At 59.9% G+C, this 25,323-nt stretch carries 23 protein-coding genes and 4 pseudogenes; 14 read left to right on the top strand and 13 right to left on the bottom strand.

The window, feature by feature from the left end; translation table 11 throughout:
• Positions 1-39 precede the first annotated feature (39 nt).
• Positions 40-2,913, top strand: a pseudogene (locus J8G26_RS16655) (Tn3 family transposase); the annotation flags it as partial.
• Here the strand turns inward: J8G26_RS16655 and J8G26_RS16650 are convergent.
• Genes J8G26_RS16650 through J8G26_RS16640 form a run of 3 tightly spaced genes read right to left on the bottom strand, consistent with a single transcriptional unit; the run spans position 2,910 to position 3,765 of the window.
• Positions 2,910-3,122 (bottom strand): GDCCVxC domain-containing (seleno)protein, encoded by a 213-nt coding sequence (locus J8G26_RS16650; protein ID WP_084601576.1) that lies wholly within the window; start codon positions 3,120-3,122, stop codon positions 2,910-2,912. The pseudogene J8G26_RS16655 and the gene J8G26_RS16650 sit on opposite strands and share 4 nt — an antisense overlap.
• 7 nt (positions 3,123-3,129) lie before the next feature.
• Positions 3,130-3,405 carry a mercury resistance system periplasmic binding protein MerP gene (merP, locus tag J8G26_RS16645; RefSeq protein ID WP_044402350.1) on the bottom strand — a complete coding sequence of 92 codons (276 nt, stop codon included), beginning with the start codon at positions 3,403-3,405 and terminating at the stop codon, positions 3,130-3,132.
• 12 nt (positions 3,406-3,417) lie between these two features.
• On the bottom strand, positions 3,418-3,765 hold the full coding sequence (locus tag J8G26_RS16640) for a mercuric transporter MerT family protein (protein ID WP_044402352.1): 348 nt from the start codon (positions 3,763-3,765) through the stop codon (positions 3,418-3,420).
• A gap of 75 nt (positions 3,766-3,840) precedes the next feature.
• Here J8G26_RS16640 and merR point away from each other — a divergent pair, with 75 nt between their 5' ends.
• The gene (gene merR, locus J8G26_RS16635) at positions 3,841-4,239 is read left to right on the top strand and encodes an Hg(II)-responsive transcriptional regulator (RefSeq protein WP_044402355.1); all 399 of its coding nucleotides are present in this window, start codon (positions 3,841-3,843) and stop codon (positions 4,237-4,239) included.
• An 87-nt stretch (positions 4,240-4,326) separates the two neighbouring features.
• Complete coding sequence (locus J8G26_RS16630; RefSeq protein ID WP_276202432.1) at positions 4,327-4,524, top strand: thioredoxin domain-containing protein; 198 nt, start codon at positions 4,327-4,329, stop codon at positions 4,522-4,524.
• A gap of 64 nt (positions 4,525-4,588) precedes the next feature.
• Here the strand turns inward: J8G26_RS16630 and J8G26_RS16625 are convergent, their stop codons facing one another.
• The 3 genes from J8G26_RS16625 to J8G26_RS16615 all read right to left on the bottom strand — a co-directional run bounded on the left by J8G26_RS16625 (position 4,589) and on the right by J8G26_RS16615 (position 9,276).
• Positions 4,589-7,114 (bottom strand): heavy metal translocating P-type ATPase, encoded by a 2,526-nt coding sequence (locus J8G26_RS16625; RefSeq protein WP_282598181.1) that lies wholly within the window; start codon positions 7,112-7,114, stop codon positions 4,589-4,591.
• 141 nt (positions 7,115-7,255) lie between these two features.
• The gene (locus tag J8G26_RS16620) at positions 7,256-8,593 is read right to left on the bottom strand and encodes a heavy metal sensor histidine kinase (RefSeq protein WP_210570261.1); all 1,338 of its coding nucleotides are present in this window, start codon (positions 8,591-8,593) and stop codon (positions 7,256-7,258) included.
• Complete coding sequence (locus tag J8G26_RS16615; protein ID WP_210570259.1) at positions 8,590-9,276, bottom strand: heavy metal response regulator transcription factor; 687 nt, start codon at positions 9,274-9,276, stop codon at positions 8,590-8,592. The genes J8G26_RS16620 and J8G26_RS16615 overlap by 4 nt, the downstream gene beginning before the upstream one ends.
• Positions 9,277-9,432: 156 nt before the next feature.
• Between J8G26_RS16615 and J8G26_RS16610 the strand changes: the two genes are divergently transcribed.
• From J8G26_RS16610 to J8G26_RS16575, 8 genes are all read left to right on the top strand, one after another.
• Complete coding sequence (locus J8G26_RS16610) at positions 9,433-9,771, top strand: DUF4148 domain-containing protein (protein ID WP_121420068.1); 339 nt, start codon at positions 9,433-9,435, stop codon at positions 9,769-9,771.
• 74 nt (positions 9,772-9,845) lie between these two features.
• Positions 9,846-10,205: a cation efflux protein, CzcI family gene (czcI, locus tag J8G26_RS16605; RefSeq protein ID WP_210570257.1), complete on the top strand. Its 360-nt coding sequence runs from the start codon at positions 9,846-9,848 to the stop codon at positions 10,203-10,205.
• 136 nt (positions 10,206-10,341) lie between these two features.
• Positions 10,342-11,718 carry a TolC family protein gene (locus J8G26_RS16600; RefSeq protein WP_246881441.1) on the top strand — a complete coding sequence of 459 codons (1,377 nt, stop codon included), beginning with the start codon at positions 10,342-10,344 and terminating at the stop codon, positions 11,716-11,718.
• Between the two features lie 2 nt (positions 11,719-11,720).
• Positions 11,721-13,337 carry an efflux RND transporter periplasmic adaptor subunit gene (locus J8G26_RS16595; protein ID WP_210570254.1) on the top strand — a complete coding sequence of 539 codons (1,617 nt, stop codon included), beginning with the start codon at positions 11,721-11,723 and terminating at the stop codon, positions 13,335-13,337.
• Positions 13,338-13,352: 15 nt separating this feature from the next.
• Positions 13,353-16,541: a CusA/CzcA family heavy metal efflux RND transporter gene (locus tag J8G26_RS16590; RefSeq protein ID WP_207573946.1), complete on the top strand. Its 3,189-nt coding sequence runs from the start codon at positions 13,353-13,355 to the stop codon at positions 16,539-16,541.
• 63 nt (positions 16,542-16,604) lie between these two features.
• The gene (locus J8G26_RS16585) at positions 16,605-16,985 is read left to right on the top strand and encodes a hypothetical protein (protein ID WP_210570247.1); all 381 of its coding nucleotides are present in this window, start codon (positions 16,605-16,607) and stop codon (positions 16,983-16,985) included.
• A gap of 147 nt (positions 16,986-17,132) precedes the next feature.
• Positions 17,133-17,390 (top strand): hypothetical protein, encoded by a 258-nt coding sequence (locus J8G26_RS16580; RefSeq protein ID WP_092699802.1) that lies wholly within the window; start codon positions 17,133-17,135, stop codon positions 17,388-17,390.
• Positions 17,383-18,018, top strand: a complete 636-nt coding sequence (locus J8G26_RS16575) for a hypothetical protein (protein WP_349238331.1) — start codon at positions 17,383-17,385, stop codon at positions 18,016-18,018. The genes J8G26_RS16580 and J8G26_RS16575 overlap by 8 nt, the downstream gene beginning before the upstream one ends.
• A gap of 33 nt (positions 18,019-18,051) precedes the next feature.
• On the opposite strand, the gene J8G26_RS16570 is transcribed toward J8G26_RS16575, so the two are convergent.
• Entirely contained in the window at positions 18,052-18,882 is an 831-nt protein-coding gene (locus tag J8G26_RS16570; protein ID WP_338820502.1) for an EamA family transporter, read from the bottom strand.
• A gap of 39 nt (positions 18,883-18,921) precedes the next feature.
• Here J8G26_RS16570 and J8G26_RS16565 point away from each other — a divergent pair, with 39 nt between their 5' ends.
• The 3 genes and pseudogenes from J8G26_RS16565 to J8G26_RS16555 all read left to right on the top strand — a co-directional run.
• Positions 18,922-19,386: a hypothetical protein gene (locus J8G26_RS16565; RefSeq protein ID WP_233099887.1), complete on the top strand. Its 465-nt coding sequence runs from the start codon at positions 18,922-18,924 to the stop codon at positions 19,384-19,386.
• Between the two features lie 280 nt (positions 19,387-19,666).
• A pseudogene (locus tag J8G26_RS16560) lies at positions 19,667-20,119 on the top strand (Tn3 family transposase); the annotation flags it as partial.
• Between the two features lie 32 nt (positions 20,120-20,151).
• Positions 20,152-20,364, top strand: a pseudogene (locus tag J8G26_RS16555) (IS30 family transposase); the annotation flags it as partial.
• 40 nt (positions 20,365-20,404) lie between these two features.
• Here the strand turns inward: J8G26_RS16555 and J8G26_RS16550 are convergent.
• The 6 genes and pseudogenes from J8G26_RS16550 to J8G26_RS16525 all read right to left on the bottom strand — a co-directional run.
• A pseudogene (locus tag J8G26_RS16550) lies at positions 20,405-20,674 on the bottom strand (heavy metal-binding domain-containing protein); the annotation flags it as partial.
• A 15-nt stretch (positions 20,675-20,689) separates the two neighbouring features.
• Positions 20,690-20,794, bottom strand: a complete 105-nt coding sequence (locus tag J8G26_RS19440) for a hypothetical protein (RefSeq protein ID WP_246881446.1) — start codon at positions 20,792-20,794, stop codon at positions 20,690-20,692.
• A 255-nt stretch (positions 20,795-21,049) separates the two neighbouring features.
• On the bottom strand, positions 21,050-21,553 hold the full coding sequence (locus J8G26_RS16540; protein WP_066691679.1) for a cytochrome c: 504 nt from the start codon (positions 21,551-21,553) through the stop codon (positions 21,050-21,052).
• Positions 21,550-21,846 carry a hypothetical protein gene (locus J8G26_RS16535; protein WP_210570245.1) on the bottom strand — a complete coding sequence of 99 codons (297 nt, stop codon included), beginning with the start codon at positions 21,844-21,846 and terminating at the stop codon, positions 21,550-21,552. Before J8G26_RS16535 ends, J8G26_RS16540 begins: the two co-directional genes overlap by 4 nt.
• A gap of 462 nt (positions 21,847-22,308) precedes the next feature.
• Complete coding sequence (locus J8G26_RS16530; protein WP_210570243.1) at positions 22,309-23,355, bottom strand: cytochrome D1 domain-containing protein; 1,047 nt, start codon at positions 23,353-23,355, stop codon at positions 22,309-22,311.
• Positions 23,356-23,393: 38 nt separating this feature from the next.
• Positions 23,394-25,304, bottom strand: coding sequence for a DUF3141 domain-containing protein (locus tag J8G26_RS16525; RefSeq protein ID WP_210570242.1), 1,911 nt, complete (start codon positions 25,302-25,304; stop codon positions 23,394-23,396).
• Positions 25,305-25,323 lie beyond the last annotated feature (19 nt).

The raw sequence follows: 25,323 nt of genomic DNA, 5'->3' as shown, positions 1-25,323 counted from the left end.
ATCAGTCTACCTGTCAATATTATTTACGGATAAATCCTAAGCGATACCGACCTCTCGATTATCCGACAGCGGCGCGGGCCAGCCAATCGGCTGGGCTTCGCGGTGCAGCTTTGCTACCTACGCTTTCCGGGCGTCATACTGGGCGTTGATGAACCGCCGTTCCCGCCCTTGCTGAAACTGGTCGCCGACCAGCTCAAGGTCAGCATCGAAAGCTGGGGCAAGTACGGACAGCGGGAGCAGACCCGGCGTGAGCACCTGATCGAGCTGCAAACCGTCTTCGGTTTCCGGCCCTTCACCATGAGCCACTACCGGCAGGCCGTCCACACGCTGACCGAGCTGGCCATGCAAACCGACAAGGGCATTGTGCTGGCAAGCGCCTTCATCGAGCACCTGCGGCGGCAGTCGGTCATTCTGCCTGCTCTCAACGCCGTCGAGCGGGCGAGCGCCGAGGCGATCACCCGCGCCAACCGGCGCATCTACGACGCCTTGGCCGAACCGCTATCGGACATGCATCGCCGTCGCCTCGACGATCTGCTCAAGCGCCGCGACAACGGCAAGACGACCTGGCTGGCCTGGCTGCGGCAATCCCCGGTCAAACCGAACTCGCGGCACATGCTGGAACACATCGAACGCCTCAAGGCGTGGCAGGCGCTCGACCTGCCCTCCGGCATCGAGCGGTCGGTGCACCAGAACCGGCTGCTCAAGATCGCCCGCGAGGGTGGCCAGATGACGCCAGCCGACCTGGCCAAGTTCGAGCCGCAGCGCCGCTACGCGACTCTGGTTGCGCTCACCATCGAAGGCATGGCGACCGTCACTGACGAAATCATCGACCTGCACGACCGCATTCTGGGCAAACTGTTCAACGCCGCCAAGAACAAACATCAGCAGCAGTTCCAGGCATCCGGCAAGGCGATCAATGCCAAGGTGCGGCTATTCGGACGCATCGGCCAGGCGCTGATCGAGGCCAAGCAAGCCGGCCGCGATCCGTTCGCCGCCATCGAAGCCGTCATGTCCTGGGATGCCTTCGCCGAGAGCGTCACCGAGGCGCAGAAACTCGCGCAGCCCGAGGACTTCGATTTCCTGCACCGCATCGGCGAGAGCTATGCCACGCTGCGCCGCTACGCGCCGGAATTCCTCGCCGTGCTCAAGCTGCGGGCCGCGCCCGCCGCCAAGGACGTGCTCGACGCTATCGAAGTGCTGCGCAACATGAACAGCGACAACGCCCGCAAGGTGCCCGCCGATGCGCCAACCGATTTCATCAAGCCGCGCTGGCAAAAGCTGGTGATGACCGACGCCGGAATCGACCGGCGTTACTACGAACTGTGCGCGCTGTCGGAGATGAAGAACGCACTGCGCTCCGGCGACATCTGGGTGCAAGGCTCCCGCCAGTTCAAGGATTTCGAGGACTACCTGGTGCCGCCAGCGAAATTTGCCAGCCTCAAGCAGGCCAGCGAATTGCCGCTGGCCGTGGCCACCGATTGCGACCAGTACCTGCATGAACGGCTGACGTTGCTGGAAACGCAGCTCGCCACGGTCAACCGGATGGCGGCGGCCAACGACCTACCGGACGCCATCATCACAGAGTCGGGCCTGAAAATCACGCCGCTCGATGCGGCAATGCCGGACACTGCGCAGGCGTTGATCGACCAAACGGCCATGATCTTGCCGCACGTCAAGATTACCGAGCTTCTGATGGAGGTTGATGATTGGACGGGCTTCACTCGCCACTTCACACACCTGAAATCGGGCGATCTGGCCAAGGACAAGAACCTGTTGCTGACCACGATCCTGGCCGACGCGATCAACCTGGGGCTGACGAAAATGGCCGAGTCCTGCCCCGGAACGACCTACGCCAAGCTCGCCTGGCTGCAAGCCTGGCATACCCGAGACGAAACCTATTCCACAGCGCTGGCCGAGGTGGTCAACGCCCAATTCCGGCACCCCTTCGCCGGGCATTGGGGCGACGGCACCACGTCATCGTCGGACGGTCAGAACTTCCGCACCGCCAGCAAGGCCGAGAGCACCGGCCACATCAACCCGAAATACGGCAGCAGCCCAGGGCGGACTTTTTACACCCACATCTCCGACCAGTACGCGCCGTTCCACACCAAGGTGGTCAATGTCGGCGTGCGCGATTCGACCTACGTGCTTGACGGCCTGCTGTACCACGAATCCGACCTGCGCATCGAGGAGCACTACACCGACACGGCAGGGTTCACGGATCACGTCTTCGCGTTGATGCACCTCTTGGGCTTCCGCTTCGCGCCGCGCATCCGCGACCTGGGCGACACCAAGCTCTACATTCCAAAGGGCGATGCCGCCTACGAGACATTGAAACCGATGATCGGCGGCACGCTCAACATCAAACACGTCCGCGCCCACTGGGACGAAATCCTGCGGCTGGCCACCTCGATCAAGCAGGGCACGGTGACGGCCTCGCTGATGCTCAGGAAGCTTGGCAGCTACCCGCGCCAGAACGGCCTGGCCGTCGCCCTGCGCGAGCTGGGCCGCATCGAGCGCACGCTGTTCATCCTGGACTGGCTGCAAAGCGTGGAACTGCGCCGCCGCGTGCATGCCGGCCTGAACAAGGGCGAGGCGCGCAACGCGCTGGCCCGCGCCGTGTTCTTCAACCGCCTGGGGGAAATCCGCGACCGCAGCTTCGAGCAGCAGCGCTACCGAGCCAGCGGCCTCAACTTGGTCACGGCCGCCATCGTGCTGTGGAACACGGTCTATCTGGAGCGGGCCGCGAACGCCTTACGTGGCCACGCTCAAGCCGTCGATGACGGCCTGTTGCAGTACCTGTCGCCGCTCGGCTGGGAGCACATCAACCTGACCGGCGATTACCTCTGGCGCAGCAGTGCCAAGATCGGCGCGGGAAAATTCAGGCCATTGCGACCGCTGTCCCCGACTTAACCGCAGCACCCACGCTGCTGCTGGATCGGCGGGCATGGCACCGATCCGAACGAACAGAACACGCAGCAATCGCCCGGCTTTGGACGCAGCAGCGTATGGCAGGCCGGGCACTCGTAGTAGAACTGGCAAGCGTCCGTGGGCATGGTTTCCTTTTGTGCGTGGCCGCAGTGCGGACAGGTCAGCACGGATTCGAGGATGACAGTGCTCATCGTGGCGTCACTTCTGCACGGTGGACGGATAGCCTGCGTTCGTCGTGGCCTTGGTCAACGCCTCCGGCTGGGCCTTGTCGGCGTCATAGGTGACGATGGCCGTTTTCCTGTCGAAATCGACCTTGACGGCGCTCACTCCGGGCACTTTCTCCAGCGACTTCTTGACTGTGATCGGGCATAGCTCGCAGGTCATGTTCTGCACGGCCAGCGTGACGGTTTTCGGGGTAGCGGCCAGCACGGTGAGCGGTATGGCTGCCAGCAGAGCAATCAGCAGTTTGCGCATGGGAGTCTCCTTTCAGTAGAACAATGGGGCGAACCACGGCACGGCCAACAGGCCAAGCAGCAGCACGGTGACGATCCAGAACGTCAGGCGCTGCCGCTGGCGTGTGCGCGGATCAGCGCACGGCGTGCCGGGCGTGCAGACCTGCGGCACCAGATAGAGCTTGCGGAAGGCCAGTCCGAGAAACAGCAGCGTCATGCCGATGAAAAAGGGCCGGTACGGCTCCATCGCGGTCAGGCTGCCAACCCATGAGCCACCAATGCCAAGCGCCAGCAGGACAAGCGGCCCGACACAGCACACCGACGCGCCGATGGCGGCCAGTACGCTCGCGATCAACGAGCTTTTTTCAGTGAGTCGTGCCATGTCGTTTTCCTTGAACCTGTTTGCCCAACTGTTACTATAAATCCCGTACTTAAGTACGGAGTCAAGGGGAGTGTGATGGAAACAGTACTGACCATCGGCAAGCTGGCTGACGCTGCCGGTGTGAATATCGAGACGATTCGCTACTACCAGAGGCGCGGCCTGCTGGATGAGCCGCCCAAGCCACTCGGTGGGCATCGGCGCTATGCGCCTGAGCAGGCCAAGCGTGTGCGATTCATCAAGCGGGCACAGGCGCTCGGCTTCACGCTCGATGAGGTGGCCGCACTGCTGACCTTGGATGTGGCGCGCGCCTGCGGCGAGACTCAGGCGCTGGCCGGACGCAAGCTGGGTCTGATCGAGCAGAAGATTGCTGACCTCGCGGCCATGCAGCGGGTGCTGGGGGAACTGGTACAGCAGTGCGACGTGAGGGACGGCCATACGACTTGTCCGATCATCGACGTGCTGGCCAAGGATTGAGCGGGCAGTTGAGGACATGCACGGCCGCTGCAAACCGCTTACCGTGCTTTATTTTCCGAATTCTGAGACGACCCCGAACAGGCGGGGCTGGACATTCAACGGGCGCGGGCGGACATCGCAGCCCCTGCATTGGACGCCGTGGTGCTGCAGGACGTGCGAGACCTGACCGACCTCAAGGTCGAAAAGACCCCGACCTTCTTTGTCAACGGGCGCCCGCTATCCAGCTTTGGCCACAAACAGCTAGCCGACCTTGTGGAGCAAGAGGTCTCCAAAACCAAGAAATGAAAGCGGGACATTCAGTAAGCGCTCCGCAAGCCCACCGATGGACTTGGCGCGCGCTGACGAACGCTCAGTGGGAATGCGCATGCTCCTTGGTTTCTGAGCGGCTTGGCTTGGCGGCTGGCTCCACCCGTGTCCCGCGAAGCAGACGCAGTCCGTTGGCTACCACCAGCAAGCTCGCTCCCATGTCCGCGAAGACTGCCATCCACATGGTGGCCGTGCCAACGACCGCCATCACCAGGAAGACGCTCTTGATGCCCAGTGCCAGGGTGATGTTCTGCCAGAGAATGGCGTGGGTGCGCTTGGATAGACGCACTGTCTCGGCGATGCGCTGCAGGTCATCGTTCATGATGACCACATCGGCCGCTTCCATGGCCGTGTCGGTTCCCGCTGCACCCATGGCAAAACCGATGTCGGCCTGCGCCAGCGCCGGCGCATCGTTGATGCCGTCGCCGGTCATGCCGGTAGCGCCATAGCGCTTTTGCATTTCCTTGATGGCATCGAGCTTGGCTTCGGGCAGCAGATCGCCACGGGCGTCATCAATGCCGGCCTGGGCAGCGATGGCCTTTGCGGTGGCCGTGTTGTCGCCGGTCAGCATCACCGAGGTCACACCCAGTGCCTTGAGATCGACGATGGCCTGTTTCGATGTCTCACGGATGGTGTCCGCTACCGCGAACAGCGCCAGGACGCCCGAATCGTCAGCCAGGAGGGTTACCGTGCGGCCTTGCTTTTCGTGGATGACCAGCTCCGCCTCCAGCTCCGGACCACACAGTCCTTGCTCATGGATCAGACGGTGATTGCCCAGCATCAAGCGCACACCATTGACCATGCCTTCGACACCGCGCCCAGGCAAGGCCTTGAAGCTTTCCGCTTCTGGGCCCTTTACGTCCAAGCCCTGGACGATCGCCTTTGAAACCGGGTGATCGGAGCGAGCCGCCAGGCTGGCAGCCATTTGCTGGACTGCTGCCTCCTCACCGGCACCCCACACCTGCCACTTCACCAGCTTGGGTTTGCCTTCGGTGATGGTGCCGGTCTTGTCCAGCGCCACCGCCTTCAGAAGCCGGGCATCTTCCAAATAGGTTCCGCCCTTGATCAAGACCCCACGGCGCGCTCCCGCGGCCAATCCGCTGACCACGGTGACCGGCGTGGAAATGACCAGAGCGCATGGGCAGGCGATCACCAGAAGAACCAGGGCCTTGTAAAGCGCCTCCAGCCAGGTAAGTCCCATCAGGAAAGGAGTGAGGACCGCCACCGCCACGGCAATGGCGAAGACTGCGGGGGTGTAGATGGAGGCGAACCGATCCACAAAGCGCTGCGTCGGAGCGCGCGTGCCTTGCGCCTGCTCAACGGCTTGGATGATCCTGGCCAGGGTGGTGTTGCTAGACAGGGCTGTGACCTCGAACTCCAGCTCACCAGTCTCGTTGATCGTGCCAGCGAACACCTGGTCGCCTGGTGCCTTGTCCACGGGGATGCTCTCGCCAGTCACGGGGGCCTGGTTGATGGCGCCATTACCCTTGGTCACCTTACCGTCCAGCGGCACGCGTTCGCCCGGTTTGATGCGCACGGTCGCTCCAATGGCCACCGAAGCCACCGGTGTAGCGGTCCACGCTCCGTTGGTGCCCAGTACCAAAGCCTCTTCGGGCGCCAGTTCCAGCAAGCCCTTGATAGCGTTTCGGGCCCGGTCCACTGCCTTGGCTTCGATGAGCTCCGCAATCGCGTACAAAGCCATCACCATCGCGGCTTCTGGCCACTGACCAATGAGGAATGCGCCGGTGACGGCCACCGACATCAGCGCATTGATGTTCAGCTTGCCGCGCAGCAGCGCCGCAATGCCTTTTTTGTAGGTGTCGATGCCGGCCAGCCAGATAGCCAGAGCGGCAATCGCCATGCCGGCCACTTTCCAGGCCATCTGGTCGGGCGCGAAGAACGAAAGTACCTCAGCCCCTGTGGCGAACACCAGCGCGGCCACCAAACGGGAGATGCCGCCTGCAAAACCATGCCCATGGTCGTCGCCTTCGGCGGATCCAGCCGCGTGTCCGCCCTCAGTTTCGCCGGCGCCTGCAACTGGTTGCGGATCGAAGCCCGCATTGCGGATGGCGTCGAGTGCCAACGGGTAGGTGCCTTCCTCTGCGTCGATCTTCAGCGTCCGCGCGCCCAGCTGAAAACCCAGAGAGCGGATCCCATCCAGAGGCTCCAGCGCCTGACGAATCTCCGCCTCCTCGGCGCTACAGTCCATCGTCGCAATGCGAAACACCCGGCCTTGGCTACCCTGGGTGTTTGCCGCAGTGGCCACGGGCTGTGGATCGAAACCCGCCTTGCGGATGGCATCGAGCGCAAGGGGCAAGGCGCGATCCTCCGCATCGATCTTCAGCGTGCGCGCGCCGAGCTGGAAACCCAACGAGCGGATTCCCTCAAGCGGTTCCAGAGCCCGCCGGATCTCCGACTCTTCGGCACTGCAGTCCATGGTGGCGATTCGGAACAGCTTGCCCTGGCCCGGGCTGCTTGTGGCTGCAGGGACCACTGCTGCGGTACTGGAACAGCCCGAGGAGCAGCAGGGGTCAACAGTGGTGGGAGGAGTGCTGGTTTCTGATTTCATAGACCAATTGGAAACCTTGAAGTGGCTTTAAAGTCAAGCAGCAATAGAAATATCGCTGCTTCGTCCTACGTAAATCGGATTCTTGAACGGGCCGCGCTACGTGGCAGCGTCACAAGCGATCCCAGTCTGTCGAAATCGCCATCAATTCGGGCGAATTTCGATTCCCACATTCGTTACCCCATTTTCTGACGATGCGAATGGCCTGCCCTGATGCATGCGTGCAATACCGCCTACTATGGCCAAACCGAGGCCATGGTTGCTCTGCCCATGGCTGCGAGCAGGATCTGCGCGGAAAAATCGATCAAACAGCTGCGGAAGTATCTCGGGATCGATCGTGCTGCCGTAGTTGGTAACACTGATCAGCACACAACCCTCATCGGTGGTTCTGAGGTTGATCTGGACGACTGAGCCAGAGCTCGCGTATCGAGTTGCGTTGCCGAGCAAGTTCGACAGGGCTCGGCGCAGCAACGGCACGTCGAAGGCGCCATGCGCATCACCAACCACTTTAGCTGTGAGACCTGCCTCGGACAGTGCGGCCTCGTGGTAGTCCAGTACGTCAGCAGCCATTGATGCAAGGCTCGCCACGGGGGCGCGGCGCGCTCCCACACCCCGATCCGCCTGGGACAGGAACAGCATGTCATTGACGATGCCGGTCAGGCGGTGCAACTCCTCCAAGTTGGACGCCAGCACCTCGCGAATATCCGCCTGCTCAGGGCGCAGCAAAGCCAGTTCATTGTTGGCAATGAGCGTGGCCAAAGGCGTGCACAACTCATGCGCCACGTCAGCATTGAAGCCCTCCATTTGTAAATACGCCTTCTCAATGCGCGCCAGAAGCGCGTTGAACTGATCGATCAGAGGCGCGAGCTCAAGGGGCTGCTCGCCGCTGTCGAGACGTTGCTGCAGATTGTCAGCCGACACTGCGCGCGTCTGACTGGCCAGTCTTCGGACGGGCGCCAGGCCCAAGTTGACCAGGGAGAATCCGCCTAGCGATACAACGACGGCCCCACCGATGGCTGCGACCAGCAAGGTAAGAGCAAGTCGGTGCAACAACTGGTTGTCGGTTTGGATATCCAGCGACAGCTGAACGCGCAAGTTCTTTGAGGGAGTCTGGTCCGTAGTCTGTGCTACTTCGAACTGCCGTTGGCGCCATACCGTCTTCGCATTCTGGTTGCGGGTGTGGGCGTAGAGAACAATCCCGTCCGCCCGCGCGACTTCGAGCGACAGATCTCCGTGCCCAACAAGGAAGTCATCGAGTTTGTGCGCAAGGTCTTCCGAATCCCCATGCTCCTTGCCATCCACTAGCAAGTGCCGAATGACGTTTTCCTTTTGCGCCAGCGTTTCCTCTTGCCGATCACGAAAATTGAACTCGGTCACCAGATACACCATCAGACAGATCACCCCGAGTCCGGCAAAGCTCTGCAGCGCCAGCCACCACGACAACCGCTGGCGCAATGAGCGATGTTGGGCCAACGCCTTCATCCGTGGCGGTCCTCCATGACATATCCCATGCCGCGAATGGTGTGGAGCAGCGTAGTATCAAACGGCACATCGATCTTGGTACGGAGGCGCCGGATCGCGACCTCCACCACGCTGGTATCGCTGTCGAAGTTCATGTCCCACACCTGCTCAGCGATCTCAGTGCGAGAAAGCACTTCCCCTTTTCTTCTTAGAAACAGCGTCAGGAGCAGAAATTCCTTGGCAGTCAACTCCAAGCGCTGACCACGCCGGGACGCTTTGCGCCGTACGAGGTCTAATTCCAGGTCCGCCAAACGCAGTTGCGTGGGCTCTGCGGCATCCCGCGCGCCATGGGTCCGCCGTAGCAGCACCTGGATGCGGGCGCTCAGTTCGGAAAACGCAAAGGGCTTGACCAGATAGTCGTCGGCACCCGTCTTGAGTCCCAATACCCGATCCTCGACGCGGACCCTTGCTGTCAACATCAAGACCGGAGTCTGCTTGGTCTTGCGAAAGGCCGTTAGAAGGCTGAAACCATCGATCCCCGGCAGCATTGCGTCCAGCACCAGCAGATCGTAAGAGCCTTCAAGGGCCATGTGCAGGCCATCCACCCCGTTGTACGCAATGTCCACCACGTAGCTGGCCTCTCCCAGGCCCTTGCGCAGGTACTCGGCCAGCTTGACTTCGTCTTCGATGAGCAAAATTTTCATGCTGCCATTCTCGAAGAATCCGGCCTGTTCGTAGTTTACGAATTTGTTATCTGGCTGTTGGCACCTTGTCGCACTCGGTTTTTTAAAGTATCCCCGTGTCGAAAGGCATAGTCCCGGCAGATCGCCGAGGGCTGATTTAAATCAAGGGACAACACCATGACCGTTCGCAAACCCCTCACGCTCACTTTGATTGCCTTCGCTATCGCGGCTCCAGGATTGGCATCTGCCTCGTCGCTGTACCATCCCGCCGACGGCGAAGTGGGCATGACCACCCATCCCGACCACATGCAGAGCACAATGTCCCGTGGCGATGTGCTTCAGGCTGTCGAAGTAGCGCGCCGGGATGGCACGCTGGCGACCCTTTCACGCGGGGGTGCGTTGCCCGTCAAAGCAACGGGCGCAACGAAGACCCGTGAGCAAGTTCAACAGGAATTTCTCAACATGTCGGCAGCTGAAAAGAAGGCTCTTCAGGACCTGAACGGCGGCGCTCGCTGATTTCTAAACTTAGCGCTCCTCAGCGGCCATCCACGCCCGAGCGCGCCCTTCATGACGCATGCTAGACTTCAAAAATGCGCCGCTTGATCGCCGTTCTTATGCTTGCATTGCTTCCGTTCCAGTTCAGCTGGTCTGCGGTGGCTGCTTATTGCATGCATGAGAGCTCAACCTCGCAGTCGCAGCATTTGGGGCATCACGAACACAAGCATGAAGCCAAAGGCGGGAATGGTCAGGCCGAAAAGTCCAGCCAGGGAGCCGATGCATTTGATGTTGACTGTTCAATTTGCCATGGCGCGGGTATCGGGGCCTTGAGCTGGTCAGATGCAAAGCCAGCCTTTTCCCATGACAGCCGTGTGGAGTGTTCCCCAGGCCAGCGCCTGCTGGCTGTAACGCCCACGCCCCCTGACCGCCCTCAGTGGTCCGTCCTCGCCTGATCGGCGGGGGCATCTCACTTTTCTTTTTCAGTCTTGTCCGCCATCGCGGCGGAAGCAGTTGCGTGTGTTGCAGCTGAAGTGACTGACGAGTTGCCAGGCAGCTGCACGGTTGCCAGCCCGCCGATTCCCTCGTGTTTTGAAATCACTGGAGAATCGGATGTTCAAGGGTACTTACCTTCAAGAGATGCCGCACGCATGGCGCGGCGGTAGAAAGATCAAGCTCGCGGCAGGCGCCGCAGCTATATGGCTGAGCGCCTCGGGCGGTGCCTTTTCCCAGGGCCTGCCACCAGGGCCAGCCGTTGGCGAACGAGCACCTCAGTCTGCTGCAGCGGCCGCAGCTGAGCCTTTGTCGCTGGCCAAGGCCATCGAACTGGCCCTGGAGGGAAATCCGGAGGTGGCTGCGGCAAAGCGCCAATGGGAGGCAACCGAAGGACAGGTTCTTCAAGGACGCTCGCGCCCCAATCCAGAGCTCGCGTACTCGCTGGAAGACACACGCTCCAAAACACGTACGCAAAGCTGGCAACTCAATCTTCCCGTAGAACTGGGTGGAAAGCGTGCGGCACGCACTAAGGCGGCCGAAAAAACGCGCGAGCAAGCACAAGCCCAACTCGCCGAGCTGCAAGCCACCGTGCGGGCCAATGTCGCTGCCGCTTACTTTGATGTTCTGACTGCGCAGGAACGATTGGTACTGGCCAGAGACAGCGCAGCGCTGGCCAAATCCTCAACGGATACCGTCTCAAAGCGTGTAGCCGCTGGCAAAGTATCCCCTGTGGAAGAGTCCAAGGCCCGGGTTGCAGAAGCCGGCGTTCGCGTCGAACTCGCCCAGGCCGCGAGCGAACAACGCAATGCTCTGTCCCGCCTGTTCGCGCTGTTGGGACGGATCGATGCGCCTTACACCGTGCTGGAGGGCAAGGCCGAGAACCTGCCCTCGGTCCCGAGCCTCGCCGATCTCCAGCCCTTGATTTCTTCTGCGCCAGGCGTGGTACTTGCGCGAATCGAGGTGGATCGGCGCGAGGCATTGACCGCCCTGGAGCTAAGCAAGCGCGTGCCCGATGTCACCGTCAGCGTCGGCATGCAGCGCAGCAACGAAACGCAGCGCAACGTCCTTCTTTTCGGGGTCTCTGTGCCTCTTCCCATCTTCGACCGCAACCAAGGCAACCTCCTGGAGGCGCTGAAACTTGAGGACAAGGCCCGCGATGAGCTGCAAGCAGCCTCCGTGCGCCTGCACAGCGAAGTGGCGCAGGGACAAGAGCGCCTTTCCACGATCACCGCAGAGGTTCAGTCACTGCAGCAGGACGTTCTGCCCGGTGCGAAGTCGGCCTATGACGCCGCCACCATTGGTTTCGAGAACGGTAAGTTCAATTTCCTGGAAGTGCTCGATGCCCAACGCACTTACTTCACAGCCAAATCCCAGTACCTTAAAGCCCTTGGCGAAGCACACCGTGCAGCGGCTGATATCGACCGCCTGCTCGGGGCCAGCATGGTTCCCGGCCTGATCGCAACGCAACACTGAGCATGACCATGAACACGAGCTCCAGCAAATCCACCATCAGTAAAAAACACCTGATCGCCATTGCAGTAGTCCTCGCAATAGGGGTCGGCGCGGGAACCTTCATCTTGCAAGGTGGCGGCAAGCCCAGAGCCGCAGCCACCGAGGACGATGGCCACGGGCACGGCGGCCATACCGAGGCCAAGGGACACGGCGACGGCGAGCACCATGGCAAGGGTAGCGAAAAGGGCCACGACGATGACAAGGGGCATGCCGATGGTGAACACCATGAAAAGAGCGAAGCCAACGGACCACATGGCGGTACCGTGTTCAAGGAAGGCGACTTCAGCTTGGAAGCATTGTTGTCTGAAGACGGTGGCGAGCCTCGACTGCGAATCTGGCTGTCCGACAAAGATAAACCGCTGCCCCTGAATGCTGCAACGGTCACGGCAACTGTGACCCGCCCGACAGATGAAAAGCAGAAACTGACGTTTGCCGCTGAAAAAGACAGTCTTGTCAGCCGAGAGATCGTTGCTGAACCCCATTCGTTCGACATCGAGATCATTGCGCAGACTGCCACAGAGCCTTTCATGTTCGTGATGAGCAAGGAAGAAGGAAAGATCGAACTGACCGATGCCCAGATTAAGGCTGCATCCATCAGCCTGGACAATGCGGTCAAAGCCAACATCAAGACGGCGTTGCTCCTTCCCGGGGAGATACGCTTGAACGAAGATCGCACGTCTCACGTTGTTCCCCGGCTTGCGGGAGTCGTGGAAAGCGTCAATGCCAGCTTGGGCCAAGTGGTCAAGAAAGGACAAGTTTTGGCGGTGATCGCGAGCCCGACTGCTTCCGAGCAACGCAGCGAGCTGCAGACGGCCCAAAAGCGCTTAACGCTGGCAAAGACCACCTACGAGCGAGAAAAAAAGCTGTGGGAGCAGAAGGTGTCTGCCGAGCAGGACTACCTGCAGGCCAAGCAGGCCTTGAGCGAAGCAGAGGTCGCAGTAGCCAACGCCAATCAGAAACTGAGCGCGATGGGCCTGTCCGCCTCGTCGGTAGCAGGACTGAACCGTATCGAGTTGCGAGCGCCCTTTGATGGCATTGTCATCGAGAAGCACCTCAGTCTCGGCGAAGCCGTGAAGGAAGATACTGCGGTTTTCACCATCTCGGACCTTTCTCAGGTTTGGGCTGAGATCAACGTTCCGGCGAAGGATCTGCCATCGGTGCGCGTGGGCGAAAAGGTCACGATCAAGGCCACAGCCTTTGACGCCTCGGCCACAGGCACTGTCGCTTTTGTAGGAGCGCTCATTGGCGAGCAAACCCGCACGGCAAAAGCCCGCGTGGTTCTTGACAACCCCAAGGGCGCTTGGCGCCCCGGCCTGTTCGTCAATGTTGAGGTGGTGTCCGAAGAAACGGCAGCGCCTGTAACCATCTCGGCCGACGCCGTCCAAAACGTCGGGGAAAAGCCGGTGGTCTTCCTCAAGGTTGATGGAGGCTTTATCGCTCAACCCGTGAAGCTGGGCCGAAGCGATGGCAAGCGGGTCGAAGTCCTCTCGGGTCTCAAAGCCGGTATGCCCTACGCCTCGACCGGCAGCTTCGTCGTGAAGTCTGAACTCGGCAAGGGATCTGCCGAACACACGCACTGATCGCGGAGCGCATACATGTTTGAAAAACTCATTCGATTCTCGATCGAACAGCGATGGTTGGTGCTTCTAGCGGCCCTGGGCATGGCGGCGCTTGGCGTCTTCAGCTACCAAAAGCTGCCTATCGATGCGGTCCCTGACATCACGAACGTCCAGGTTCAGATCAACACCCAGGCCGCAGGCTACTCGCCTTTGGAGACTGAGCAGCGGGTTACATACCCCATCGAGACGGTCATGGCTGGCCTGCCAAACCTGGAGCAGACCAGGTCGCTTTCGCGGTACGGTCTGTCGCAGGTGACCGTCATTTTTAAAGACGGAACCGACATCTATTTTGCTCGGCAGCTCGTCAACGAGCGTATCCAGGAGGCGCGCGACAAGCTGCCTGCCGGCATCACGCCAGCGCTGGGGCCCATCTCGACCGGGCTGGGCGAAATCTATCTCTGGACTGTCGAAACCAAGGACGGGGCGAAGAAGCCCGACGGCTCGCCCTATACCGCGACAGACCTGCGCGAGATTCAGGACTGGATCATCAAGCCACAGCTGCGAAATGTTCCTGGCGTGACCGAGATCAATTCCATTGGCGGCTTTGCCAAGGAATACCAGATCGCGCCCATCCCTGAACGCCTGGCTTCTCTGGGCGTGACACTGCAGGATGTGGTCACTGCGCTGGACCGCAACAACGGCAATGTGGGCGCGGGCTATATCGAAAAGCGTGGCGAGCAGTATCTGATTCGTGCACCTGGTCAGGTGAAGTCGCTGGAAGACATCGGTAACGTGATCCTCAGCAGCGCCAACGGTGTTCCTGTGCGCGTTCGCGACGTGGCAGAAGTTGGCATTGGCCGGGAACTGCGCACCGGTGCAGCAACCGATAACGGGCGCGAAGTGGTCCTCGGCACGGTGTTCATGCTGATCGGCGAGAACAGCCGGACTGTCTCGCAGGCGGTGGACAAGAAGATGTTGGAAGTCAACAAGAGCCTCCCAGAGGGGGTGCACGCGGTGACTGTCTACGACCGTACCGTGCTTGTTGACAAAGCCATCAGTACGGTGAAGAAGAACCTGCTGGAAGGCGCGGTTCTGGTGATCGTGATCCTGTTCCTCTTTCTGGGCAACATCCGTGCCGCCGTCATCACGGCAATGGTCATCCCCTTGTCGATGCTTTTTACCTTCACGGGTATGGTTCAGTACAAGGTGAGCGCCAACCTGATGAGCCTGGGAGCGTTGGACTTCGGCATCATCATCGACGGAGCGGTGGTGATCGTTGAGAACTGCGTACGGAGACTTGCCCATGCACAAGCGCACCACGGTCGGCCACTGACGCGGGCTGAGCGCTTCCATGAGGTGTTTTTGGCATCCCAGGAGTCAAGGCGTCCATTGCTGTTCGGACAGCTCATCATCATGGTGGTGTACCTGCCCATCTTCGCGCTGACAGGCGTTGAAGGGAAGATGTTCCACCCCATGGCATTCACGGTGGTCGCGGCACTGCTGGGCGCCATGGTTCTGTCGGTGACATTCATCCCCGCAGCGGTGGCCCTGTTCATCGGCAATCGGGTCAGCGAGAAGGAAAACTTCCTGCTGGGCCATGCCAAGCGCTTGTATGGTCCACTGCTCGACCGTGTCATGGCCGCCAAGGCGGTCGTACTGACCGCAGCTGCAGTTGCGGTGATCTTGTGCGGGTTGATCGCCACGCGTATGGGCAGCGAGTTTGTACCCAATCTCAATGAAGGCGACTTTGCGATCCAGGCGCTGCGCATCCCAGGCACCAGCCTTTCCCAGTCAGTCCAAATGCAGCAGCAGATTGAAAGGACCTTGAAAGAGAAATTCCCCGAGATCGAGCGCATCTTCGCCAGAACCGGTACTGCGGAGATTGCCTCGGACCCCATGCCGCCGAACATTTCGGACGGGTACATCATGCTCAAGCCAATGGCCGAATGGCCCGAACCTCGAAAAACCCGCGACGAATTACTCGCGGCGATTCAGGAAGTCATCGGGAAAATCCCGGGCAACAACTATGAGTTCTCCCAGCCCATTCAGCTGCGCTTTAACGAGCTGATCTCCGGGGTGCGCAGTGACGTAGCCGTGAAGATCTTCGGTGACGACATGGATGTCCTGAACAAGTCCGCAGAAGAAGTCTCCGCAATGCTGCAGAAGATTCAGGGCTCCTCTGAGGTGAAGGTTGAGCAGACGACGGGGCTTCCGATGCTCACCGTGAACATCGACCGCCAGAAGGCTGCTCGCTATGGTCTGAACGTTGCCGACATTCAAGACACCGTGGCCACCGCTATCGGTGGACGCGAGGCCGGCACTATGTTCGAGGGCGACCGCAGATTCGACATCCTGGTTCGTCTGCCTGAATCCCTGCGCAACGATCTCGAAGGGATGAAGCGCCTTCCTATCCCGCTGCCGCGTTCTGCCAATGGGACAGAGGCCAAAACGAACTTCATCCCGCTGGGCGAGGTAGCAACATTCGAGCTTGCTCCTGGCCCCAACCAGGTGAGCCGAGAAAACGGCAAGCGCCGCATCGTCGTGAGCACCAACGTGCGCGGGCGCGATGTGGGCTCTTTCGTCGCAGAGGCTGAGCAAGGCCTGGCCCAGATCAAGATTCCTACCGGCTATTGGACGAGCTGGGGCGGAACCTTCGAGAACTTGCAGTCGGCCACGCAGCGCCTGCAGATCGTCGTGCCGGTGTCCCTGCTGCTGGTTTTCGTGCTGCTGTTCGCTATGTTCGGCAACGTCAAGGATGGTCTGCTGGTCTTCACTGGCATCCCATTCGCTTTGACGGGGGGCATCCTGGCGCTTTGGCTTCGCGACATTCCGATGTCTATCTCTGCGGCTGTCGGCTTCATCGCGCTTTCTGGGGTGGCCGTGCTCAATGGTCTGGTGATGATTTCGTACATCCGCAGCTTGAGGGAAGGCGGCGTTGGTCTTGACGAAGCAATCCGTGACGGCGCGCTCACCCGGCTACGGCCGGTTCTGATGACTGCCCTGGTGGCCTCGCTGGGCTTCATTCCCATGGCCATTGCGACAGGCACTGGCGCTGAAGTCCAGCGTCCCCTGGCCACCGTGGTGATCGGCGGAATTCTCTCGTCCACGCTGCTCACGCTTCTCGTGCTGCCGATTCTTTACCGTCTGGCCCACCGGCCCGATGAGGAAGATGAGGACGTGTCCGCTGAGCCCTCGCATCCCCCAGACGTGTCCGCGTCCGCGTAGTTGAAACGGTCCCGCTCGCTGATCGTGGGACCGTCCCTTTTCTCCAACCCCAAAGGAACTGTCATGAAACTCTCCCAACTCATTCTCGCCCTGTCAGTGTCGATCTCGGGCGCAGCCTTCGCTGCGGACAATCACGGTCACGACCTAAAGCCGATGCACGGTGGTGCTGTTGCAGAAGCCAAGGAGGTCGAGTACGAATTCGTTGCTAGCGCCGACAAACTGCAGCTCTATATGCGCGACCACGGGAAGCCCGTTGCTGTGACGGGGATGACCGCCAAGGTCACTCTGTTGGCTGGCAGCGAGAAGCAGGAAGTTCAGCTCCAGGTCGGCGACAGCAAGCTGGAAGCGTCGGGCAGCTTCAAGGTTCCCGCAGGTACCAAAGCCGTCGTCGCCGTCTCGAAGGCCGGCAAGTCGGTTGCCTCCGTTCGCTTCACGCTGAAGTAGTACACGAAGGCCGGCTGGGGGGGATCGCCTTCGCAACGCCTCCAGAAGTGATCCCACTTTCCGCAGTCCGTTCACGTCAAAGCAGCTGACGAGGTCGGACCGCCCATCGGCAACATGCCTGTGCTGGAGGCCAAAAAGGAGCGATCCATGTCAATGCAGGCTGCACAGGTCGCGCTCTTTGCCAAGCTGTTCTGGATTTGGATCGGCTTGTTGATCTCCGTGTTTGTGTTTTGGAGGCTGCGGCGTATCTGGCTCAAACGCCACCCGCCAATGGCGGTGAGAGTCAAGTACAGCCGACGCTTGGCCAAGAGACTGAGGGATCGACAGGCAATGCGTTTGAAACACCGAAAAACACCGAAATCGCGACACCGCCATATGCAATCCAAGGCGGCAGACCGTGGGTGACGGTACCGGAGTCGCTGATGAAGCTTCAGGCAATACGCAACAACCTCCACAGCAAAAGAACAGATCCATGACAAAAATACCTGCATATTCAGGCACCCGCCACCTCTGCGTGATCCTGACCTCTGTGCTGGCAGCTAGCCTGCTGGCGGGTTGTGCTACCTCTACTGGGGCCGATACCTCCGCCGAAGCGCCATACTGCTACAAGACCAGTAAGGGCAGAGTAGTCGCGTGCACTCGGGTGCCCGCCCCCAGCCTGAATGCCGACGCTCAGGCGAAGCGCTTTACTCCCGATCCGAATGCGCTCACCGTCTACGTCGTACGGAGCAACTGGGGAGATGGCGGGCGCTTTGTGAAGATCAGCGCGGATAACGCAATGGCCGCCGAGACTCTCCCCAACACGATGGTGCGCTTCAAGTTGAAGCCAGGAACGCATACGTTCACCTTGGATTTCGAAGGAGAGCGTCAAGTCGCAACCGTGGATGGTAAAGCTGGTGACCTACGATTTCTTCGGATCGATGGAACGGTTTGGGCATGGAAGAGCACGTTTGTATGGGCGACTGACGGCGAGGATGCAATTCGGGAAAGGGCTTACAAGGCTCGCCTGGTCGCCGACCTGACGGTCAAGTGACCTCGGGGGAGCAGACAAAAAAATACCGGGGGTTCAGTGAACGTGTTGATGGTGCACGTCAGGAGCATGGGGATGGGCGTGGGTCATAGGTTCATGGGTGTGCTTGTGACTGTGGCTGCCCTTTGGCATCACATCGTGCAAATGTGAATGGTGCCCATCGTCGTGCCGGTGGGCATGCTCATGCTCAAGCACTTCGTGTGTGTGCTCGTGACCATGGCTTTCCGCCAAGTGCAGTACCACTCCTGCCAGCATCAATACCCCGCCCAGCAGCATCAACAATCCCGCAGGGCGGTCCCCGAAACCGAAGGCCACGGCAGCACCGATGAAGGGCGCGAAAGCAAACACCGAGCCTGTGCGCGCCGCGCCAAACGCCCGCTGGGCAAGAAGGTAAAAGCGCAGACTCAGGCCGTAGCCAGTGGCTCCCACGGCGAGAAGTCCTAGTGCTGCGGATAACGAAGGCCAAGGCTCCCCAGTCGAAACCGCCAATGCAGCCGTCACTACGGCTCCCAAGGTAGCCTTGGCCATCACCACCTGGCTGGGGTCGCGCTCTGCCAGTCCACGGGACAAAGTGTTGTCCACCCCCCAGGCGACCGTGGCCAGCAACACGGCAAGCAACCCCATCAGCTGAACTCCTCCCTGTAGGCCCTGGTCCAAAACAAGCGCCATTCCTCCTGCGAGCAGCAAGAGCATGGCGGCCCACACGCGGCGGTCCATGGTTTCGCTGTACAGCCAGGCCTGCAGGAGGCTCTGCAGCGAAGCGCCGTCCTGGAGACCCAGATACAGACCGCACAGACCAAAGTCACCGAACTGGAGACCCGAGCTCAGGCCCTTGCTGCAGAGCTTGAGCAAGAACGGCGTGCGCACGCTGCGAGCACAGCGAGAGGTGAGGCGCTGTCCAGGCAGGTGGATGAGCTAAAGCAGGAGCAATCGAAGAGCAGGCAGCATTTCAGCGCCGAGTTGGAAAAAGGACGTGCAGCTATTGATGAAGCCGCCCAGCGATCTACCGAAGCGGAGCACCGGGCGCTTCGGGAAATTGACCGAGAGCGAACCGCGCGTGCCCAGGCGGAAAAGCAATTGGAGCAATTGCGAGGCAAGCTGACAGAGACCGAACGCGACTGTCACGCCAAACTACTCGAAGCCAATGCTGCACAGAGCAGGTTGGCGGCAGAAGCAGCCGGTGCTCGCGCCTCCTTGGCCGAAATTACCAGGGCGCACCAGGCGCAATCGGTCGAGCTACAGCAAGCTCTTCAGGCAGTTGCACAGCACAAGGCCGAAGCTGGCACCTTGCGTGAACTGGTGGAGCAGTTCAGACCGACGCAGAAATCTTTTCGTAAAAAGCGTGGTGGTGAAGCACCAGAGGTCAAGTGAGCAGGCCTCTGGCGAGTCAAGGGTGACGCGTCGATACAAGAAGGAATAAATGATGATTCTTTAATAACCGAAAGGCTTATGAGTCAAAACTGGCCGTATCCTGGCTTGCCCTCATATAGAGGCGATGAACGAGACCCTCGCATTTGCTCACTACGCAAGACGAGCCAGAAATGTGCTTAGATTCCTCAGGAAAAGTGCGCCAATCGATATTTTCGAGAGCATTTCCACTGACGATCATCGGGCCCTGGCGCGAGTCAGCGATATCGTTGAGGGCAAGCTCTCCTATCCGCGTCAGAACGGACTGGCCGTTGCACTGCGCGAGCTGGGGCGCATTGAGCGCACGCTGTTCATACTGGATTGGCTGCAAAGCGTGGAGCTGCGCCGCCGCGTGCAGGCCGGACTCAACAAAGGCGAGGCGCGCAACGCGCTGGCCAGGGCGGTGTTCTTCAACCGACTGGGCGAAATCCGCGACCGCAGTTTTGAGCAACAACGCTACCGGGCCAGCGGCCTCAATCTGGTAACGGCGGCCATCGTGCTTTGGAACACGGCCTATCTGGAACGGGCAACCAATGCTTTGAACGGGCACGGCAAACCGGTAGACGAGACGCTGTTTCAATACCTGTCACCGCTGGGGTGGGAACACATCAATCTGACCGGCGATTACCTCTGGCGCAGCAGCACCAAGGTCGGCGCAGGCAAGTTCAGACCGTTGCGACCACTGCCACCGGCTTAACGTGCTTTATTTTCCGTTTTCTGAGACGACCCCAAAAAGGCAGTTGTGAGAACACGAATGGGCTGCTGCGCCAGTTCATGCCCAAGGGCACAGACCTGAGCATGCATGACCAGGATGCGCTGGACTCCATGGCCGATCTGATGAACAACCGTCCTCGTCAGACTCTCGGCTGGGATTCTCCCTACCAGGCTTTTCAGCGATTCATGGCGGCTATCGCCGAGAAAAGCTCCGCTACCATTCATTGAATATCAACCAGCGGTGTTGCACTTCAGATTTGAGACCGCCCTCCAATGACATGCCGCATTTAGGGCAATTGCCGGGATGATCCTGTTGCACCTCGGGATACATGGGGCAGGTATAGATTGTGCCAGCCGGCATTTCTGCGGCCTTGTCGGTGGTCGCCCCGGGCTGCGCATGGCCCTGCGCATGGTGGGCGTGATGATGAGCACCATCAGTTCCGTCCTTGGCCTGGTCTTCCAACACCAGGTTCATTTGGCACTTGGGGCAGCGCCCTGGGTGATCCTGGCGCACTTCAGGGAGCATGGGGCACACATAGAGCGCGCCGGCATTTTATGTACCGACCGGTGCCTCGCTCACCCTATAGCGCACAGGGTCTGCAATGAACTTGTCGCGGCAGTGCGTGCTGCAAAAGCGGTAGTGATGATCGTCATGCATGGCCTGATGAGGCGATTGGGAGGTCACGCTCATACCGCACACAGGATCCTTCAACTCGTCCGCCTTCGGTGAGATGTCGTCAAGGGCAGCCGACTGGCCCCCGAGGGCTGGTGATGTGGGTGATGGGTGATGGGTGATGGTTCATGTCAATGCCTTTCAAGACGCTTGTTCTATTTTTTGCCTTCCCATGATGTCAAGGTCAAGTCTTTCATCATGTTGAAGCGATTCAGTCTGCTTCTGCCGTCGTCCCGACAGCTAGCGAGGCAGGGACTTGCGGTATTGGGCGTTGATCTCGTCATGGCGCTGCTGTACCTCCAGCGGCCATTGCGCTTTGATCCAGGACAGCACGGCCACGATCTCGTCATCGCTCAACACGCCGTCGTAGACCGGCATGGCGGTGCGATAGTCAGGCTGGTCGATGAGCTTGGCAAGGCCATGCTTGGTGATGGCAAAAAGTTGCGCATCAGGATGGTGCCAGGTGTGGCCGCTGGGATCGTGCGGCGGCGCAGGAAGCAAGCCATCCGATCCGCGATCACGCCAGTTGGGCTGGCCTTCGCCCTTGGTGCCGTGGCAGGCGACACAGTTCTGAGCGTATATGCGAGCGCCTACTTGCAAGACCTGAGGATCATCAGGACGCAAGGTATGCGTCAACGCTGCCTCCCGCCTGCCACCGGCACTCAAGAAGAAATAGAGGATTCCAGCCACCACGAGCAAGACCAATCCCCCTCCCACGCCAAGGACAAGTGGTCTCAATTTCATTTCAAATTCTCCGACGCCACGCCTGCGGTCATCGACCGATAGAATGGCGCACGCGCTATCGTAAAAAAAGATTCGTCGCGCGCATTCGGGCTCCGCGCAGGCGAATCGCTGAGTGCCCGCAGATCCCCTATCTGCCCATTTTTTGCATCATGGTCAAACTCGGTCTTCTCTAGGGCGAACCCCACTTCGATGTGGGAAAGACGATCAAAAAGCGCCATGTTTTGGTGATTTTCCACACGTTCAAACAAGAGTACTTCGATCGGGCGCCACATCGCCACCCAGCCAGCCAACAATCAACAGCCCTTCCCTGATGGCCGTAAGCACCTGGCTGTTGCCAGGATTACCCAATAAGGCCCGTACAAGCAGCGTCGTACCCAGAACGGCGAGTCCCGTTAACAGGAAGTGCCCTGTCGCATCCTTCGTCGATACCGGCGCCTGCACTGCGCATATTGCGCTTGAAAGTGCGCATGGATCGCTCCTGCAATTTCCACCTCGTACTCTCTGATCGACGTCGGGACATGAACAATGAGACGAAGCGATTCATCTAAACCATACTCGCCCGCACAGTCAACGATATAGTTTTCCACAGCACGGCTCAGTGTTTTCTCATGGAGCGGCGAAGGGTCCAATGAATCGTAAAGCTGCGTGATTCGTTGAATGCGAATATCGATGACCGTCATTTCTGTAAACGCCCAGGTTGTCTTGTTTTACTTTTTTTGCACCTTGCCGGACAGCTGCAAGCGACGGACAAACCGTCAAGGCGTAATGCTGATGCCGTTGGGAGTCTTGCCTACCGGAACGGTCTTCACAACCTTGCGATCCTTCACATCAAGCACGGAAACCGAATTGGCGTACATGTTGGTAACGTAGGCGTACCGGCCTTCACGGTCGACAACCACGCCATGAGCACCGGCGCCGGCCACGACGGTCTTGGTAACCTTGAAACTCTCCAGCTCCATCAGGCTGACGGTTTTGCCAGGCTTCTTGGGCGTGCCCTGATTGGCCACCAGCAGCGTGCGCGAATCCGGCGTGACATACAGCTGGATGGGGACTGTTCCGACGGCAACCTTGCGAATCACCTTGCGCGTAGCCGGGTCGATCACGGCGACCGCGTTTTCCTCCGACAGCGACACCAAGACAAGACTCCCGTCCGGCGTGAAGCCCACTTGAGCCGGCCCCTTGCCTGCAGGAACTTGCGCGATCTCCTTCTGGCTGGCGGTATCAATGACCGACACCGTTCCGCCTTTGAGGTTGGCGACGTAGGCCTGCTTGCCGTCCGGACTGATGCGAAGACCGTGGGGAAACTTGCCGACCGGAATAGTCGCCACGAGGCTCCGCGCCGCTGTGTCGATCACACTGACCGTGTTGTCGCCGCCGTTGGTGATGTAGGCGAAGCGGCCGTCGGGCGACACCACCACATGGGCCGGGTGCATGCCAACCGGCACCTTGGCGACGACTGCGTTAGTCGCGGTATCGATGGCCCAAACCGCGCCGGGCTTTCCCATCGCATCGTGGCTGCCTTGGGCCATCTCCTTGTGCTCCGACGCGTCGGCCGTTTGAGCAGGCTCCCCGTTATTGGTCACCCATACGACCTTGCCGTCGGGCGATACCTGCACGTTGTGCGGTGCCTTGCCGACGCGCACGCTTGCCAGTGTCTTGAACGACGCAGCATCGAGCACGCTCACCGTGTCAGCCCCCTCGTTGGCCACATACACCTTGTCGGCGGCCAAGGTGGCGCCGGACCAGGCCAATAGGCCCATCTGCACCGCTGTCAAAAGCCAGTTGTTTTTTCTTGTCATCATGATCTCTCTTGGTTGGAAAATAAAACTTCTATCAGGGCTCAGTCGGCGTTGGGGCGCACTGAATTACCGTTGCCACCCTCTTTACCCACCATCCCCAGGACGCCTGCGAACAAGACAGGGTTTTGAAACATCAGGCGAAACGCCTGCTCGCTCGCAGCGTCTCGGCCTTCGCGCAGCCTTCCCAGCGCATGGGTCACTTCCCCTGCAGCTTCACGCTCACGCTCGATCAACGGGTGATGCGGCGCAAGCGGCTGGCGGTTCTTGCCAAGCGGCTCGGCCAGCAAGGCAACGCCGCGCATCCACGGACTGAACGTTTCCGAGAGCAAATACCGACTGGTGCGCATCGGATGGAGCCACTTGAGCATTTGGGCTGTCCAGGGTGTGGACAGCGCTTGCGCCCAAGGACTGACGAATGCCCGGTAAAGCGCCTCGTTGAATATCGAGACCTGTTTCACCCGCTCAAAAGCTTCCTGCGGGTAATCCGTTTTCAGGTCTTCAACCTGACGGGGTTCAAAGCGGATGCTGTAGGTGGGCTTATGGCAGTCCGGGTCACCCGACGGGTTGTCGATCTTCATTTCATAGAGGCCCGGGGCCAGCGCCTCAATCTCAGCCAGGCTCTCCAGGATCGCCCGGTGCTCCAGACGCGCCACCCCGGCGGAGACAAAAATGCCGAGATGGCCGACGTGCGGGTTCGTGAGGTAGACGATGCGCTGTCCGGCCTGCTTGAGATCCTCGGTGTCTTTGTAGACTGCCGGAATCCATCCGAGCGCCTGGTGTGGTGGCGTAATGTTGTCGCCGTAGGACGCAAAGATGACGATTGGATTCCTGATCCGCCTGAGGTCAGCAGTGCAACCCTGGCAAATCTGGAAAAGACCCTGTTCAAGCTGGTTGCCGATGAACAGGTTTTCAACAATCGCAAGGATCTCTTCCCGACTCAGGAAATAAAAACCGTTCCACCAACGCTCGAACTCCAGAAAACGCGCCTGCTCACTGTCGACGTTGGTGAAGAGTTGGGCGTACTTCTCCCAAACAGCCTTTTCGGGCTTGAGGTTCTCGAAATTCTGCGCCAGCCAGGCTCCATCGAAGCGGCCATTGCCCAGGTCGGCCGTCAGATGCGCCAACCAGCTGCCGCCAAGGAGCCCTCCGGAAAGACGCATCGGATTGACACCGGACTCGCCAGCCCAATATGACAAGGGTGAGCCATTGAGCACCACCGGTCCGACCAGACCGGCGCAGTCTGCGGACAGCAGCGTCAGCGCCCACCCGGCCTGGCAGTTGCCATAAAGCACAGGAGGATTGCCAGGATGGCGTTGCGCAACTTCTTCGGCGAAACGCCGCAGCACATGCAACACGTCTGCCAGGGTCTGCCCCAGAGTCGGCTCGGGAAAGAAGATCACGAAATAAACCGGATGGCCCTCGCGCGTCGCCATTCCGACTTCAGAGTCGCGCTTGAAGCCGCCGATCCCAGGGCCATGGCCGGCGCGTGGATCGACAACAATGACCGGAGGTTTGTCAGGATCGACGCAGTCGTCCCAGCAATGCCCGTCGATTTCCGTGATGCGCAGCAGTGCATAGTTGACGGACCGTTCGAAGCTGCGCGCGTCCAACAGCGTTTCATACTTGAAGTCCAGAAGCGGCGGCAATCCGGCTCGCTCGTGCTCCAGCATGTTGTTCGCGCGCTGGCGAAGCGTGTCCCAGAACAGAACGGTGCGTTCGAAGAAGTCGCGCTGGTAATCGAAATAGTCCTGCGCCGAAGGTGCTTCAGCTGCTCTTTTCATGCCACTAGACGCATCCTGTGGCGCAGGCTTCAACAACTCCTCGGAATGATCCAAGACGGTCGGTGGTAGATCCTTTGTCTGGCGGTGCGTCCATTGCACCGCTGCTTCCTTACCCACCGCCGTGGTGCGTTGAGAGGTCCGAGGCTTTTGTGGTGACGTGGGGATTTTCATCATTCCTCCGAACTACGGG

The sequence above is a fragment of the Acidovorax sp. JG5 genome (genome assembly GCF_017939685.1).
GTDB lineage: Bacteria > Pseudomonadota > Gammaproteobacteria > Burkholderiales > Burkholderiaceae_C > Acidovorax.
The sequence above is the reverse complement of the archived record's forward strand: the minus strand, read 5'-3'. Positions and strand labels throughout refer to the sequence as shown.

Bases quoted from the DNA above. Each gene is read 5' to 3' on its own strand.
- J8G26_RS16585 (WP_210570247.1), top strand. From the start codon at position 16,605: ATGAAACTCTCCCAACTCATTCTCGCCCTGTCAGTGTCGATCTCGGGC.
- J8G26_RS16610 (WP_121420068.1), top strand. From the start codon at position 9,433: ATGACCGTTCGCAAACCCCTCACGCTCACTTTGATTGCCTTCGCTATC.
- merR (WP_044402355.1), top strand. From the start codon at position 3,841: ATGGAAACAGTACTGACCATCGGCAAGCTGGCTGACGCTGCCGGTGTG.
- J8G26_RS16650 (WP_084601576.1), bottom strand. From the start codon at position 3,122: ATGAGCACTGTCATCCTCGAATCCGTGCTGACCTGTCCGCACTGCGGC.
- J8G26_RS16525 (WP_210570242.1), bottom strand. From the start codon at position 25,304: ATGAAAATCCCCACGTCACCACAAAAGCCTCGGACCTCTCAACGCACC.
- J8G26_RS16540 (WP_066691679.1), bottom strand. From the start codon at position 21,553: ATGAAATTGAGACCACTTGTCCTTGGCGTGGGAGGGGGATTGGTCTTG.
- J8G26_RS16625 (WP_282598181.1), bottom strand. From the start codon at position 7,114: ATGAAATCAGAAACCAGCACTCCTCCCACCACTGTTGACCCCTGCTGC.
- J8G26_RS16640 (WP_044402352.1), bottom strand. From the start codon at position 3,765: ATGGCACGACTCACTGAAAAAAGCTCGTTGATCGCGAGCGTACTGGCC.
- J8G26_RS16580 (WP_092699802.1), top strand. From the start codon at position 17,133: ATGTCAATGCAGGCTGCACAGGTCGCGCTCTTTGCCAAGCTGTTCTGG.
- J8G26_RS16595 (WP_210570254.1), top strand. From the start codon at position 11,721: ATGACCATGAACACGAGCTCCAGCAAATCCACCATCAGTAAAAAACAC.
- J8G26_RS16530 (WP_210570243.1), bottom strand. From the start codon at position 23,355: ATGATGACAAGAAAAAACAACTGGCTTTTGACAGCGGTGCAGATGGGC.
- czcI (WP_210570257.1), top strand. From the start codon at position 9,846: ATGCGCCGCTTGATCGCCGTTCTTATGCTTGCATTGCTTCCGTTCCAG.
- merP (WP_044402350.1), bottom strand. From the start codon at position 3,405: ATGCGCAAACTGCTGATTGCTCTGCTGGCAGCCATACCGCTCACCGTG.
- J8G26_RS16615 (WP_210570259.1), bottom strand. From the start codon at position 9,276: ATGAAAATTTTGCTCATCGAAGACGAAGTCAAGCTGGCCGAGTACCTG.
- J8G26_RS19440 (WP_246881446.1), bottom strand. From the start codon at position 20,794: ATGCATGACGATCATCACTACCGCTTTTGCAGCACGCACTGCCGCGAC.
- J8G26_RS16590 (WP_207573946.1), top strand. From the start codon at position 13,353: ATGTTTGAAAAACTCATTCGATTCTCGATCGAACAGCGATGGTTGGTG.
- J8G26_RS16620 (WP_210570261.1), bottom strand. From the start codon at position 8,593: ATGAAGGCGTTGGCCCAACATCGCTCATTGCGCCAGCGGTTGTCGTGG.